At 65.6% G+C, this 14099-nt stretch carries 12 protein-coding genes; 4 read left to right on the forward strand and 8 right to left on the reverse strand.

The window, feature by feature from the left end; genetic code table 11:
• Positions 1-116 precede the first annotated feature (116 nt).
• From BHMPCIPO_RS13710 to BHMPCIPO_RS13720, 3 genes are read left to right on the forward strand one after another with little or no spacing between them, the layout of a single operon-like run.
• Positions 117-983: an ABC transporter permease gene (locus BHMPCIPO_RS13710; RefSeq protein WP_173517261.1), complete on the forward strand. Its 867-nt coding sequence runs from the start codon at positions 117-119 to the stop codon at positions 981-983.
• A complete protein-coding gene (locus tag BHMPCIPO_RS13715; RefSeq protein ID WP_173517262.1) occupies positions 983-1801 on the forward strand; it encodes an ABC transporter permease in 819 nt (272 codons plus the stop codon). Before BHMPCIPO_RS13710 ends, BHMPCIPO_RS13715 begins: the two co-directional genes overlap by 1 nt.
• Before the next feature lie 4 nt (positions 1802-1805).
• Positions 1806-2567, forward strand: a complete 762-nt coding sequence (locus BHMPCIPO_RS13720) for an SDR family NAD(P)-dependent oxidoreductase (RefSeq protein ID WP_173517263.1) — start codon at positions 1806-1808, stop codon at positions 2565-2567.
• 228 nt (positions 2568-2795) lie between these two features.
• Here BHMPCIPO_RS13720 and BHMPCIPO_RS13725 read toward each other — a convergent pair whose 3' ends face one another.
• From BHMPCIPO_RS13725 to BHMPCIPO_RS13755, 7 genes are all read right to left on the reverse strand, one after another.
• Entirely contained in the window at positions 2796-3602 is an 807-nt protein-coding gene (locus BHMPCIPO_RS13725; protein WP_173517264.1) for a class I SAM-dependent methyltransferase, read from the reverse strand.
• A gap of 317 nt (positions 3603-3919) precedes the next feature.
• Positions 3920-5578: a thiourocanate hydratase gene (ertB, locus tag BHMPCIPO_RS13730; protein ID WP_173517265.1), complete on the reverse strand. Its 1659-nt coding sequence runs from the start codon at positions 5576-5578 to the stop codon at positions 3920-3922.
• A gap of 260 nt (positions 5579-5838) precedes the next feature.
• Positions 5839-6168 (reverse strand): TfoX/Sxy family protein, encoded by a 330-nt coding sequence (locus BHMPCIPO_RS13735; protein WP_173517266.1) that lies wholly within the window; start codon positions 6166-6168, stop codon positions 5839-5841.
• A gap of 12 nt (positions 6169-6180) precedes the next feature.
• The gene (ertC, locus tag BHMPCIPO_RS13740) at positions 6181-7275 is read right to left on the reverse strand and encodes a thiohydantoin desulfurase (RefSeq protein WP_173517267.1); all 1095 of its coding nucleotides are present in this window, start codon (positions 7273-7275) and stop codon (positions 6181-6183) included.
• Position 7276: 1 nt separating this feature from the next.
• Positions 7277-8560, reverse strand: a complete 1284-nt coding sequence (locus tag BHMPCIPO_RS13745) for a Zn-dependent hydrolase (RefSeq protein WP_173517268.1) — start codon at positions 8558-8560, stop codon at positions 7277-7279.
• Positions 8560-9936 carry a hydantoin-5-propionate amidohydrolase gene (ertD, locus tag BHMPCIPO_RS13750; RefSeq protein WP_173517269.1) on the reverse strand — a complete coding sequence of 459 codons (1377 nt, stop codon included), beginning with the start codon at positions 9934-9936 and terminating at the stop codon, positions 8560-8562. Before ertD ends, BHMPCIPO_RS13745 begins: the two co-directional genes overlap by 1 nt.
• 29 nt (positions 9937-9965) lie before the next feature.
• Positions 9966-11504, reverse strand: coding sequence for an aromatic amino acid lyase (locus tag BHMPCIPO_RS13755; protein ID WP_173517270.1), 1539 nt, complete (start codon positions 11502-11504; stop codon positions 9966-9968).
• A 280-nt stretch (positions 11505-11784) separates the two neighbouring features.
• Between BHMPCIPO_RS13755 and BHMPCIPO_RS13760 the strand changes: the two genes are divergently transcribed.
• Positions 11785-13017: a LysR family transcriptional regulator gene (locus BHMPCIPO_RS13760; protein WP_173517271.1), complete on the forward strand. Its 1233-nt coding sequence runs from the start codon at positions 11785-11787 to the stop codon at positions 13015-13017.
• Between the two features lie 48 nt (positions 13018-13065).
• Here the strand turns inward: BHMPCIPO_RS13760 and BHMPCIPO_RS13765 are convergent, their stop codons facing one another.
• A complete protein-coding gene (locus tag BHMPCIPO_RS13765) occupies positions 13066-14037 on the reverse strand; it encodes a GlxA family transcriptional regulator (protein WP_173517272.1) in 972 nt (323 codons plus the stop codon).
• Between the last annotated feature and the right edge of the window lie 62 nt (positions 14038-14099).

A 14099-nucleotide genomic window follows, 5' to 3' on the forward strand; every position in this document is an offset into this window, starting at 1 on the left:
TTCGCACGCGTGGGAGGGAGCGGGCGCCACGAGTCCCTTCGCCCCGCCTGCGGGGAGAAGGTGGCCGGCAGGCCGGATGAGGGGCAGAACTCGATGAAATTTGACGGATAGAACTTATGACCGCGGCAACGAACACGAAGAGAAACCTGGTGACGGCGGCGCTGGTGGCGCCGGCCGCCGCCTGGCTGATGATCTTCCTCGTGCTGCCCTTCATCGCCATGCTGGTCTTCGCCTTCGGCGAGCGCGCACCGGAAGGCGGCTATCAGGCGGCCTTTACCTTTGCCCAGTTCGCCAACCTGCCGACGCGTGCGGCGGCTTTCTGGAACACGCTGATTCTCGCGCCGATCGGCGCGCTTGCCTGCCTGCTGATCGCCTATCCGGTCGCCTATTACCTCGCGGTCAAGGCGAACCCGCGCTACCGGTTGATCCTCGTCTCGCTCGTCGTCGTGCCCTTCTGGACCAGCCTCTTGGTGCGCACCTATGCCTGGATGTACATCCTCGGCTCGCGCGGCATCCCCAACCTCTTATCGATGATCGGCATCGAGGACGTGAGGATGCTGAACACGCCGGGCGCAGTGCTGCTCGGCATCGTCTACGGCTACCTGCCGCTGATGATCATGCCTGTTTATGTCAGCCTCGAAAAACTCGATCGCCGATTGCTCGAAGCCTCTGCCGATCTCGGCGCGAAACCGGTCTCGACCTTCTTCGGCGTCACCCTGCCCTTGTCGCTGCCGGGCGTGATGACCGGCGTGGCGCTGGTGACGATCCTGCTGCTCGGCGAGTATCTGATCCCGCAGCTCTTGGGCGGCGGCAAGGTGTTCTTCATCGGCAACGCGCTGGTCGATCTCTTCCTGCAATCGCGCAACTGGCCCTTCGGCTCGGCGATTGCCGTGACACTCGTTGCCGTCGTCGTCGTGGTGCTGATGGTGGCGATGCGCATCGCCTTCCGTGTCGCCGGCACAAGACAGGTGGATCTCGTCTGATGCGCGCCTTCATCTCTTCCGTCTATCTCTTCCTCTACGCGCCGATTGCGCTCGTGGTGCTGTTCTCCTTCAATGCGGGGCGCAATGCGAGCGAGTTCACCGGGTTTTCGACCGCCTGGTACGGCAAGGCGCTGGGGAACACCTTCCTGGTCTCGGCGCTGCAGAACAGCCTGATGATCGCCTTCACCAGCGCCACCCTCGCCGCGATCTTCGGCACCATGGCGGCGCTTGGCATGGAGCGGCTGACGCCGCGCAACCGGGCGATCTTCGATGCGCTGTTCGCCGCGGCGATCGTCGTGCCTGGCGTCGTCATCGGCATCGCGACGCTGGTGGCATTGGTCGCGGTCTTCTCCTTCGTCAATCCGGCGCTGGCAGCGATCTGGCCGGGCGAGCAGCCGCCGCAGCTCGGCCTCGGCTACGGCTCGATCATCGCCGCCCATGGCCTGTTCTCGATGGCTCTGGTGACGATGATCGTGAAGGCCCGCATCGCCAGCCTCGGCCGCGATATCGTCGAGGCCTCGAGCGATCTCTACGCGACACCGCTCACCACCTTTCGGCTGATCGTGCTGCCACAGATTCTGCCGTCGATCCTCGCGGGCTTCCTCTTGGCCTTCACCTTCTCCTTCGACGATTTCATCATCGCCTTCTTCGTCGCGGGCTCGAAGACCACCCTGCCGATCTACGTCTTCGCCTCGATCCGCCGCGGCGTGACGCCCGAGATCAACGCGATCGCGACGCTGGTGCTCGTCGCCTCGCTGCTCTTGATCCTGACCGCCCGCATCCTGATGCGGGAAAAGAAAACGAAATCCGGGGAGTGAAACCATGATCCTGAAAGACCGGGTCGCGATCGTGACCGGAGCCGGCTCCGGGATCGGCCAGGCGGGTGCCTCAATCATGGCGCGCGAGGGCGCCCATGTCGTGGTCGTCGATCGCAGCCTTGCGGCCGCCAGCGCCACCGTCGATGGCATTGCCGTAACGGGCGGCAGCGCCGAGGCGCTCGCCATCGACGTGACGGATGATGCGGCGCTCGCCGATGGCATCGCCGATATCCTCTACCGCCACGGCCGCATCGACGTCCTGCACAACCATGCCGGCGCTCAGGTTGCGGGCGATCTGGAAGAGGTCGAGGTTGCTGGCTTCGACCGCTCCTGGAACCTCAACGTGCGCGCCCATTTCATGGCCGCACGCCTGGTTATGCCGTCGATGCGGGCCGCCGGTCGCGGCGTCATCGTCAACACCTCGTCCTCATCAGGCGTGCTCTACGACCGCGAGATGATCGCCTATACCACGACGAAACACGCCGTCATCGCCATGACCAAGCAGATGGCCGGCGACTACGCCCGCCATGGCATCCGCGTCAACGCGCTCTGCCCCGGCTGGGTCGACACGCCCTTCAACGAGCCCTTCATCGCCCAGATGGGCGGCCGCGGCGCGATCGAAGCCTATATCCGCGAAAAGGTGCCGCTCGGCCGCTGGGCGAGCGTCGACGAGATCGCCGAGTCGATCCTCTTCCTCGTCTCGGACCGCTCGTCCTACATGACCGGCCAGATCCTCGTGGTGGATGGCGGCGAAACGGTGGTGTGAAGATCAGGCGTTGAGGGATAGCCAACGCAGATCTGCCAATCCGCGGTGCTCACGAGCCCAAAGATCCCAACCTCCCTCATTTCTGTGCTCGTCAAAGGAATCCAGCCACGGCGCGTCCGCGCCGTGAAAGACTCCGCCCGAGCACAAAAGAGTCTCTCGCGCCGCCGACGCGGCGCCGCCGGATCTCTGTGACAGGCGAAGAGATGAGAGCGGCGAATGAGGAACCCGTCACACCGTCGGAACGATACCCCGGCACGCCCAGGCGACCGACGCGAAGGACCGCGGGCCATCCGGCTGGCCGGCTTCGTAGGCGGCCCTTACGGCTGCATCGACCTTCGCCCGCAGCCCGGGATCCAATGAGCCGACATATTTGCCGAGCGGTCCCTCGCCCGCAGCGATCGGTTGCCAGAAATCCTCGAACGACCGATAGTCCATCCGGATCAGGAGCGAGGTCTGCTCGACGTCCACCAGGCCATGCGCTTCAAAACTCTGCTTCATCTCGCCCGGCCGCATCATCGGCTGGAAACAATAGCGGCTGCGGACCTGAGCTGCGCCTTCATCCAGCATCGCGACCGTGTCGAGCACCATCCGCATGCCCGACATGCCGCCGAGATGATCCCATACCGCAGCGGCAACCACGCCGCCCGGCCGCACGACACGGCGCATTTCGGCAACGGCCTTTCCCGCTTCCGGCACGAAATGCAGAACCAGAAGTGCCAGCGCCCGATCAAAATAGCCCTCCGGAAATGGCAGATCGCAGGCGTCAGCCTGCCGGATGTGGATCCTGGGATCGGTATTGCGCCGGATCGCCGCCTCGACGAAGACGGGCGAAAAGTCGATTGCGGCAATCTCGCTGAGATTGGCCGCATGCGGCAGCGCAAAGGTCAGGCTGCCGGTACCGCAGCCGACATCCAGCACCCGTTCGCCGTCGGCAACGCCTGCGAAATCGATGAAGAGCGGCGCAAGCTGCCGGCTCCAGCGCCCCATCAGTTGCTCGTAACCATCAGCACTTTGCACATTGAAGCTCGATGTCATGATCGCCTCCAGGCGGCAAAGCGCCCATTGTAACGTGCGGCAGGCGGCGGACCAAGACGGCGCCGTGTGAGGTCGACGATCCTGCCTCGACGGTGAGTTCGCTTGCGGCTGCGAAACGTTTCCTTCCCTGCCTCGTTTCTGTGCTTGTCACAGAAATCCAGCCACGGCGCATCCGCGCCGTGCATGACTCCCGCCCGAAGCCGGAACGAAAGAGTCTCTCGCACCGCCGATGCGGCGCTGCTGGATCTCTGTGACAAGCACAGAGATGAGGGCGAAGTCTAACGTCGCCACCAAAAAGAGAAGTCGGAAGCGCCGCCTCACACCTTCACATGCCCGATGCCTTTGGCGGCGATCTCCTCGAAACTCTCGTCATACCCCGCATCGGCATAGCGGATGACGCCGAGCGCGGTGTCGTTGGTGAGCGCATGGTCGAGCCGCTCGTCGGCGGCGGCCGTGCCGTCGGCAACGACCGTCACGCCGGAGCTCGTCATGTAGCCGGCATAGCCGCCGCCGCCGGAATGCACGACGACGAGATCGGCCATCGACGAGCAGAGCAGCATGGCGTCGAGCAGCGGCCAATCGGCGATCGCGTCCGAGCCGTCCTTCATCCGCTCGGTCATGATGTTGGGATGCACCATCGCGCCGGCGTCGAGATGGTCGCGGGAGAACGCAACCGGCCCCTTGAGTTCGCCGGATGCCACCAGCTCGTTGACGCGCCGTGCCAGCGCCGTGCGTTCGCCATGGCCGAGCCAGGCGATGCGCGCCGGCAGGCCCTCGAAGGGGATATGCTGCCGCGCGAGCTTGATCCAGTTGGTGATGATCCGGTTGTGGGGAAACATCTCCAGCAACAGATCGTCGATGCGGGCGATGTCGCTCTCCTCGCCGGATAGCGCCATCCAGCGGAACGGGCCGATGGCACGGGCAAAGAGCGGGCGCAGATAGGCCTCGGTGAAGATCGGGATGTCGAAGGCGTTGGCGACGCCGCCCTCGCGCGCCTGGGTGCGGATGAGGTTGCCGTTGTCGAAGACTTCCGCGCCCTTTTTCTGGAAGTCGAGCATCGCCGTCACGTGCTCTACGATCGAGGCGCGGCTTGCCGCCATCAACTGCCCCTGCCCATAGTCGCGCAACGATTTCACCTGATCGAGGCTCATGCCCTTCGGCACGTAGCCGTAGACGAGATCATGCGCCGAAGTCTGGTCGGTGACCACATCAGGCACGATGCCGCGCCGGGCGATCTCGGGATAGATCTCCGCCGCATTGCCGACGAGGCCGACGGAAAGCGCCCGCTTTTCCTTCACCGCCGCGTCGATCATCGCCAGCGCCGCATCGAGATCGGGCGCGATCTCCTGGAGATAACCGATCTCCCGCCGCTTCTTCGCCCGCTCTGCGTCGATGTCGACACAGAGGATCGCCGCGCCCGCCATGCGGCCAGCGAGCGGCTGCGCGCCCCCCATGCCGCCAAGCCCCGCCGTCAGCACGAAGCGGCCGGAGAGATCGCCGCCGAAGCGGCGCTCGGCGATGCGCATGAAGATCTCGTAGGTGCCCTGGATCACGCCCTGGCTGCCGATATATTGCCAGGCGCCGGCAGTCAGCCCGCCCCAGCAGATCAGCCCCTTGCGCTGCAGCTCGTAGAACACCTCGGCTTTCGCCCATTGGCCGACGATGTTGCAATTGGCCATGATGACGAGCGGCGCCTTGGCATGGGTCTTCAAGAGGCCCACGGGCTTGCCCGACTGGATGACCAGCGTCTGGTCCTCGTCCATCTCGGTCAGCGCCTTGACGATGGCGCGATGCGCCGGCCAGCTGCGCGCTGCCTTGCCGAGTGCGGCATAGACGACGAGATTGTCCGGATCCTCGCCGACCGAAAGCACGTTTTCGAGGAGCCGCAGCAGCGCCTCCTGCCGCCAGCCCTTGGCGCGCAGCTGCGGCCCGCCGGGGATCGGGAAATTCGGATGACGCGGATTGGCCTTGGGCATCGTCTCGTTCCTCTTTGTTATGTCAGCGGGAGGCGCCGCTGGCGCATGGCCCCTCACCCTAGCCCTCTCCCCGCTTGCGGGGAGAGGGGATGCGTTGTGCGTGTCGCGAGCGTCGAATGCGATTGTCGCCGTTTCCTTCCCCACTCTGGAGATTGGAACAGTTCACCCTTTGCCACACGCGCGACATACGATGCGATCTCGTCCCCTCTCCCCGCAAGCGGGGAGAGGGTTAGGGTGAGGGGCAAACCCGCCTCCATCGTTCACTTCGGCGGCAGCGTCTCCACAAACGCAATCGCGCCATCGATCAGGCGTTTGCGCAAGCCATCGTTGCCATAGGCATCGGCCCCGGCGCGCACCCAGCCGTGCATCGCCCGACCGTTCATCACCATCAGTTCGATATCGGGAAGCGCGAGCGCCCAGCCGTCATTGCCCTTGCCGAGCCTGACCAGCAGCGAGCCCTCACGTGCGCCGAGCAGCAGATTGCCGTGAAGCAGATAGGCCCAGCCGCCGAACATCGCCTTCTCCGAAAGCCCGGATCGGTCGCCGAGTTCTTCCCGGATCAGCTCTTCCAATCCTGCATCGCGCGCCATGACATCGCTCCATCAATTTCCGGAAAGCGCGTAACGGGCAAGCTCGATGCCCATCGCCTTTTCGACCGATGGATAGACCGTCGGGTCGAGCACGCTGGAGGAAAGCGGGATCACCGTCTTCGGCACATGCAGCACGAAGATCTTCATGCCGACCTGCAACTGCCCGACACTCAAGGGCTCGCCTTCGGGCGACAGCGTCGTGATGACGTCGGGGAAGGTTGCCAGCCGCCGGCCTTCCGCAGAGTCAACCGCCATATATTCGTTCATCACGTGGAGTACCCTCGAGTCAGCGCCCTTCCCCAGCGTCACCGTGCCAATGTCGAAGGCTTCCTTGGTATAGACGACCGATTTGTCGGTGATCGTGCCTTCGGCGAGGATTGCGCCGTTGGTGGTCTTGACGATCGCATCGATCACCGCGCTGCCGCCCTTGGCCTCCGCCGCAATGATCGCCTCGCCCAGAGCCAGCGCCAACGAGATGCCGCCGAGCGCGGCGTTGTCCCTGACGTAAGATGCCCTGACCGGATTACGACAGGAGGCAATGAAACCGCCGGACATGTCGGAGGCCGTGCGCAGGATCGGCGAGACCTTGGCGGTGGCGCCGCGCACGACGAGCTCGATGTAGCGGTTCTCCTCGCGGTTTCCGCCGACGGCCGTCTGGATCATCGGCTCGGGCGAACCGGCAAGGCCGATCGAGCCCATGTCGCCGGTCGGATGCGCGCGGATGTCGCCGACCGCATCGACCACCTTGGTGCCGAGGATCGCCGAGGGCAGCCAGCCGTTCAGCGTCGAGGACTTGCCGTTCTGGCCGATGATCAGGCCCGAGAGCTTCTCGCCGAGCGCCTCCTGCAGCAGTTGCACGGCCTTGACGTAGTCGACGCCACGCATTTCCCAGGGCGTGGTCGAGGCGGGCGCGCCGATCGCGGCTGCCGTCGCCACCCAGTCGTTGGCGTCGAGCTCGTCGATCGAAACGAGCTCAGGCTTGCCGATCGACACCGCGGCATAGCCGAGCATGCGGCCATGGTCGGCCCAGCCGCCGCCGCCGGCCGCATAGACGGAACCGCCCTTGACCGCCGCCTCGACGTCCTTCTCCTTCAGTATCCGGCCCATCTCACACCTTTTCCTGCAGTTTCTTGTCGAGTCTCTTCACCGCATCGAAGAGCACGGCGGCGCCGAGCGCGATATCGTCGTTTTCGGCCCATTCCTCCGGCGCATGCGAGCGCCCGCCGAGGCACGGAATGAAGATCATCGCCGAGCGGGTGATGCGCCCCATCCAGGCGGTGTCGTGGCCGGCGCCGGACGCCATGCGCCGGTGTTTGGCACCGATCGCGTCGCAGCTTTCTTCTAGCGTCGAAAGCAACAGCGCATCGCCCGGCGTCGGGTGGTTGTCGGAAATCACATTGGCAGGCGCGATCGTAACGCCCGTTGCCTCGGCAACGCCCTCGCACAGCGGCCCGAGTGCGGCGAGGAACCGCTCCATCTGCGGGCGCAACTCGGCGCGCGCATCGATCAGCAACCGCGCGCGGGACGGCACCACATTGGCGGCATTCGGCTCGATCGAGAACTCGCCGACCGTGGCGGTGAAATGCCCCTCGCCCCTGGAAAATTCCGTCGCCAGCCTCTCGATCTCCAGCACCAGCCGGGAGGCGGCGACCAGCGCATCGCGGCGATGCCCCATCGGCGTCGTGCCGGCATGGTCCGCCTGTCCCTCGACGATGATCTCGATGCGGGTGATACCGGAGATGGCGGTGACGACGCCGACATCGAGCCGCCCGGTTTCCAGCACCGGGCCCTGCTCGATGTGCAGTTCCAGGAAAGCCTTGATGTCGGAGCGCTTCGAGCCCGAAAGGCGGGAGGGATCACCGCCCACTTCGACGATACCCTGCCGCAGGCTCAAGTCTCCCTGCGTGCGGCTCAGCCAGCCATCCGGCAACACGCCCGCCATGCCGCGGCTGCCGACGCAGGAGACGCCGAAGATCGACACCTCCTCGGCCAGGAAATCGACGATCTCCAGATCATGGTCGAGCTCGATGCCATTGTCGGTGAGCGCCCGCGCCACTTCAAGCGCTGCCGCCACGCCGGCGATGCCATCGAAACGGCCGCCATCCGGTACCGTATCGGAGTGGGAGCCGACGAGGATGGTGCCGAGCGCCGACTTGCGTCCCTTGCGCCGGCCGATCAGATTGCCGGCAGCGTCGATCCGGGTTTCGAGCCCAGCCGCACGAAAACGTCTATCGAGAAAGGCGCGGCCTTCGAGGAACAGCGGCGTGAAGGCCCGGCGCGTATAGGGCCGGTCCGGCTCGGTGATCCCGGCCAGACCGTTGACGATGCCGGCAATCCGGCTGGCATTGACAGGCAGGTTGGCGGGGACTTTGTCGCGGGCAGTCTTGCTCATCACACCTCCTGCAGGGTCAAGGTCGCAAGCGGCCGGACGAACTGGCCGGTGCCCGGCTCGGCCAGCACCGCGCGGCCATCAAAGGCAAGCTGCCCCCGGAGATAGGTCGCGGCCACCCGCCACGGCAGGCTCATGCCGTTATAGGGCGACCAGCCGACGACGTTATGACCGCTTGCGGCGGCGTCATAGATATAGGGCTCCGGTGTCATGACGATGATATCGGCGTCCTTGCCGGCCTCCAGCGCCCCCTTCTGGTGGTCGATACGGAAATGCCGCGCCGGGTTGAGCGCCATCAGCTGGGCCGCCCGCGTCAGCGGAATGCCGCGCTCCAGCGCCCCCATGACGAAGAGCGGCACCATGACCTCCAGTCCCGGCACGCCGGAGGCATTCGCCAGCATGTCCGGATTGGTCTTGCGGTCTTCCGACCAGCTCACATGATCGGTCGAAACCATCGTCACATTGCCGTCGGCCACATGCCGCCAGAGCTTCTCCACCTCGGCGTGCGGCCGGATCGGCGGGTTGATCTTGGCCTTGCCGCCGAGGCGGCGAACGTCGTTCTCCTCGTCGAGCGTCAGGTAATGGATGCAGCACTCGATCGTCGCGGCGTGACCCTGCGCGCGGTAGGCGGCGGCGATCTCGTAGCCGCGCCCGAGCGAGCAATGCACCACATGCGCCGGGCACCCCGTGGCCGCGCCCGTCTCATAGATCTGGTTGGTGGCGAGCAGTTCCGTCAGCGGCGGACGCGACAGGCCATGGGCGCGATAGTCGGTGATCCCGGCCGCCTTGACCTTGTCGATCGCGGCCCGCACCGCCTCGTCGTCCTCGTTGTGCACGCCGGCGGCAAGGCCGGTCGGCGCGATCGCGCGGAAGCAATCTTCGAGCAGCGCCGCCGGAATACGGGGAAAGCGCTTCGGATCGGTGCCGAAGGTGGAGAACTTGAAGGCGGCGACGCCGGCCTCCACCATTTCGCCGATCCGCGCTGGCCCCTCCTCCGGGTCAACGGTGCCATAAAGCGCGAAATCGACGCGCGCCTGCGGGCCTGCATGGTCGATCTTGCGGCGCACGGCCTCGGCCGAGCAGACGAGATTGCCCTCGTCATAGGGCATGTCGACGATCGTGGTGACGCCGCCCGCGGCAGCCGAGCGCGTCGACCAGACGAAATCCTCCTGGTTCTTCTGTGACAGCGAATGCACTTGCGCGTCGATGGCGCCGGGCAGGATCAGCGCGTTTCCGAGATCATGCCGCTCGCGCGCCGCCGGTGCCGCACCCTGGCCGACATGCACGACCTTGCCGTCGCGCACCGCCACATGGCCGCCCTCAACGATCCTGCGTGGAAGAACAACGGTGCCTTTCAGAACGAGATCGAAATCGGACATGCTGTTCTCCCAATTGGATCAGTCTTCGATCACTTGCCGAGCGCGAAGAAGTCGTCGAACTCCGGCATCGGCGCGGTGGCGACGAAGGAGCGCAAGAGATCATGACAGGTGAAGGCTTCCTGCAGCGCCTCGATCTCCTTCGAAAGCGGCCGGTCCTTGAGATAGATCGCGCTGACCGACCGGGTCTGGTCATAGGCGCGCTTGACGATGCCCTGCGGCTGGTCGCCGACGAGATCGATCGCCTGCGCCGAGAGCATCGCCTCGATCGCGGCAAGCTGGCGGAGATCCCGCACCTGGGTCTCCATGCGCTCGACGATCAGCGGCAGGAAGGTCGCCTCCTCTTCGAGGCCGCCGGCCACCACGATCGACTGAGCCGAGAGCGGTACGGCCAGCGACTGCACGCGCATATAGAGCTCGACTGCCAGCTTCATCAGCGGGCCGAGCCCGGTCGCCACTTCGCCCGGTGCCACCAGATTGACCGAAAGGTTGCGGCGCCCGCCGTTCGACAAGAGGATGCAGCGGTTCAGCACGTTGCGCGCCACATGGGAAAAGGCGACCTGCGCCGCCTCGATGTAGAGCGTCGTCGTCAACGGCAGCGATGCGCCGGAAGAATGGACCTGCCCACCGAGCACGACGGGATTATCGTCGGAAAGATAGGTCTGCTCCACCAGCCGACCGGCGGCGACCAGCAGCGTATCGACCACGGCGCCGAAGACCTGGGCGGTCATGCGCAGGCTCAGGGGATCGTGGATCGCCGTCGGCACCGGCCAGTCGGAGATGCCGGACTGGCCATAGAGCCAGGACCCGACAAGCGCCTCGCCGCGCGTCGACAGCGTCGCCGCCACCCGCCAGGGATCGGCGGATGCCCCGAGCGCCAGCGACGACATGACGCCGGTGACGAGCAGCACCCGGATTGCCGCAGCCGCCTCGCGCAGCACGTCGGCCGCGGCCGCAAAGGCAATGGCATTGACGCTCAAGGCCGCCAGCGCGTCGCGCGGCTGCATGACGAGCGGCTTTAGGCCGGCCTCGGCGAGCGCTGTCTCGGCCGAGACCAGGCGCCCCTGAAAGTAAGCCTCGCCGACGCCGGTCAGCACCGACGCGATCTGCCCCATCAGGCCGATATCGGCGCAGCCCATCGAGCCGTGCCGGCGCACGGCCGGAATGATGTCGTGCTCGATCAAGGCCAGAAACGCCCGGATCAGCTCCGGGCTGCAGCCGGTATGGCCGCGCATCGCGGTGTTGACGCGAATGGCGATCGCCATGCGCACGATTGCCGGCGCGAAGAATTCTCCCGTGCCGAAGTGGTGGGCCCTGACCAGCGAATTGTTGAACTCGTCGAGATCGCCGGCGGTCCACAGCCGATCCTTCATCGAGCCGACACCGGTGTTGGTGCCATAGACGGGAAGCCCCATCGCGATGCGGTCGGCAATCACCTTGTGGGCTGCGGCCACCCGCTCCATGCCACCGTCGTCCGCCACCGGCCGCACCCTTCCCGCCCCGATATCCTCGAGCGTCGCGAAGTCCAGCGGTTTCCCACAGAGAACGATGTTTTTGACCTGATGCAGCATGCCGACACGAACCTTTCCGCGCGGCCTGCCTCGACGTCGAGGCTGTATGCGCGGATGCCTGATTTTCACGCAACCGCGGCTCGCAAACGCCGGATTGCTGAATACATGCTATGCGCTTATCGCCCGCTCGTGCTATATCCCAATTCTCGAACGGGCAATGCCGAATTATGAACACAGCATCGGCGCATGCGGCTGCACGTGATCGATTCTAAAGGTAGAGCGGGATGCGGGCGGAAAACCGCGCACATATTTCCTCATCCCGCGCGAGAAGGACCGCCGAATGGACCTGGCAACGATCGTGATCGTCGACGCGGTGCTTAGCGAAGGCGGCATCCGCGCCGCTGCCGCCCGCTGCGGCCGGGCGCCGTCGAGCGTCAGCGCCGCGGTCAAGAGGTTCGAGCAGGCGCTCTCCATGCCACTCTTTCGGCGGGAGGAGACTGTAATCGTGCTGACGCTGGAGGCGCGCGCCCGCGCGCCTGCTGTCCGTGAGGCGATGGCGAGGATCGCTGCGATCCTCGATGCGGCGGGAAGAGAGCCCGCCGAACCGGTGCCCCCGATCGGCCTCGTCGCACTCGACCGCTTCGTCCGGATCGCCCGCTCCGGCAGCATCCGCGCCACGGCGAAGGCGCTCGGCCTCGGCCAGCCGCAATTGACCCGGCAGATCGCCGATCTCGAACGCCACCTCGGCTGCCGACTGTTCGAGCGCTCCCACAGCGGCATCCTCTGCACCGCAACCGCCGAGCGCATCATTCCGCTCGTCGAGGCGACGCTCGACATATGGGCGCGGCTGACGCATGCCTCCGCCGATCGCTTCCGCCGCGATGTCGCCACCTGGCGGCTCGGCGCCGTCATGCCGCTCGGTCCCGAAAGCGAGATCGCCCGCATGCTTGCGAGCCTGACCGCCAACTGGCACCGCACCCGCCCACGTCAGCCGCTGTTCATTTCCAGCACCACGGCCGACGACCTCCTTGCCGGCCTCCGCAGCCGGCGCTTCGATGCCGCCCTGCTCGATCTCGCCGAGATCCCCGCCGATTGCGACGGACGGCTGGTGTCGCAAACACCCTTGGTGCTGGCAGGCCCCGCCGCAGCGCTGTCCGATCTCGGCGGCGACCTGCCGCGGCTGCTCGCCGCCTGCCCGATCGCCGTGCCCAGCGCAAGGAGCGGCCTGCGCCGTGAGGCCGCCCGTTTCCTCGACGACACGCTCAGCGAGGCCGAACGGCGGCGCATCACCCTCGTCGAGGTCGACTCCATCCCGGTCATCATCAACCTCGTCGGCCAGCACGGCTATCTCTCGGTGCTGCCGGAATCCTCGCTTGCCCGCGTGCACCGCCCGCCCGCCATGATCCGGCTCGGCCCGGCCTACCGGCAGTCCCTGACACTCGTCTGGCCGCGAGGGACTTTTGCCGGCGAGATCGGCGAGCTGATGATTTCAATGATGCGAGCGCCGGCACAGGCCTCGGAACGGCCGTCCTCGACGGATTCACTTTCCGACCTTTCCTCGCCAAACGCCTGAAACGAATCGACAAATCACCCTTCTTGAATCACTTCATGAAGTGCGGCCTCAGGCCTTCAGCTTCAGGCGCCTGCGGGTTTCGCTCGGGCTTTCGCGATAATGCGCCCGGTAGCTGCGCGAGAATGAGGACGACGAGTTGAAGCCCGAAATCGCCGCAATGTCGGCAAACTCCAGCCGCGTCTCGATCACCTTGCGCCGGGCGGCATTGAGACGGAGCGCCAGGTAGTGCTCGTGCGGCGCGACCCCCATCGTGTCGCGAAAGAGATCCTGCAGGTGGCGCGTGCTGACACCGATGCGGCGGGCGAGCCGCGCCAGCGTCAACGGCGCCTCCACCGTTTCCTCCATCAATTTCACGGCGGCGCCGACGCGCGGATCGAGGATGCGCATGTTGCCGATCGCCGGCATCTGCAGGAGGTCGCCACGGGTGCGCTCCTGCTCGTAGATGAAGAGCCGCGAGACCTCGAGTGCCAGCGAATAGCCGTGCGCCCGGCGAATGAGCTCCAGCATCAGGTCGAGTGTCGGCAACGAACCGCCTGTCGTGATGCGCTTGCCGTCGATGACGAAGCGTTCGCGCACCATCGTCACCTGCGGGTAAGCAGTGGTGAAATCCTCGAAATCCTCCCAGTGGGTCGTCGCCTTGAAATTGTCGAGCAGGCTGGTCTCGGCGAGCAGCCAGGAGCCCGATTCGATGCCTGCCATCAGCTCCCTGTGCCGGGCAGTCTGCGAAAGCAGCATCTTCAGCTGCGAGGTGGCGCTGCGCTGCCAGTTGTAGCTCGACAGGATGAAGAGCGGCGATGTTTCGCGCTGCGGCCGGAAGATGCCGGCGACCGGAATGGGTATGCCGCTCTTCGTTTCGATCGGTGCGCCATCGGGGCTGTAGATCGTCCAATCGTAGAGCGGCCTCCCGGCGATGCGGTTGGCGGCACGCATCGGTTCGATCACCGAGGCGACAAGGATCAGATTGGTCTCCGGCAGCACCAGGATATCGACGTGCTGCACCTGCGAAACGTTCTGATCCATGGCCAAACTTCTCCACCGTGCCGCCGATAATGTATAAGATAGAGCCGATAATGAAAAGCAGC

It is taken from the genome of Ensifer sesbaniae, from assembly GCF_013283665.1.
Taxonomy (GTDB): Bacteria; Pseudomonadota; Alphaproteobacteria; order Rhizobiales; family Rhizobiaceae; genus Ensifer; species Ensifer sesbaniae.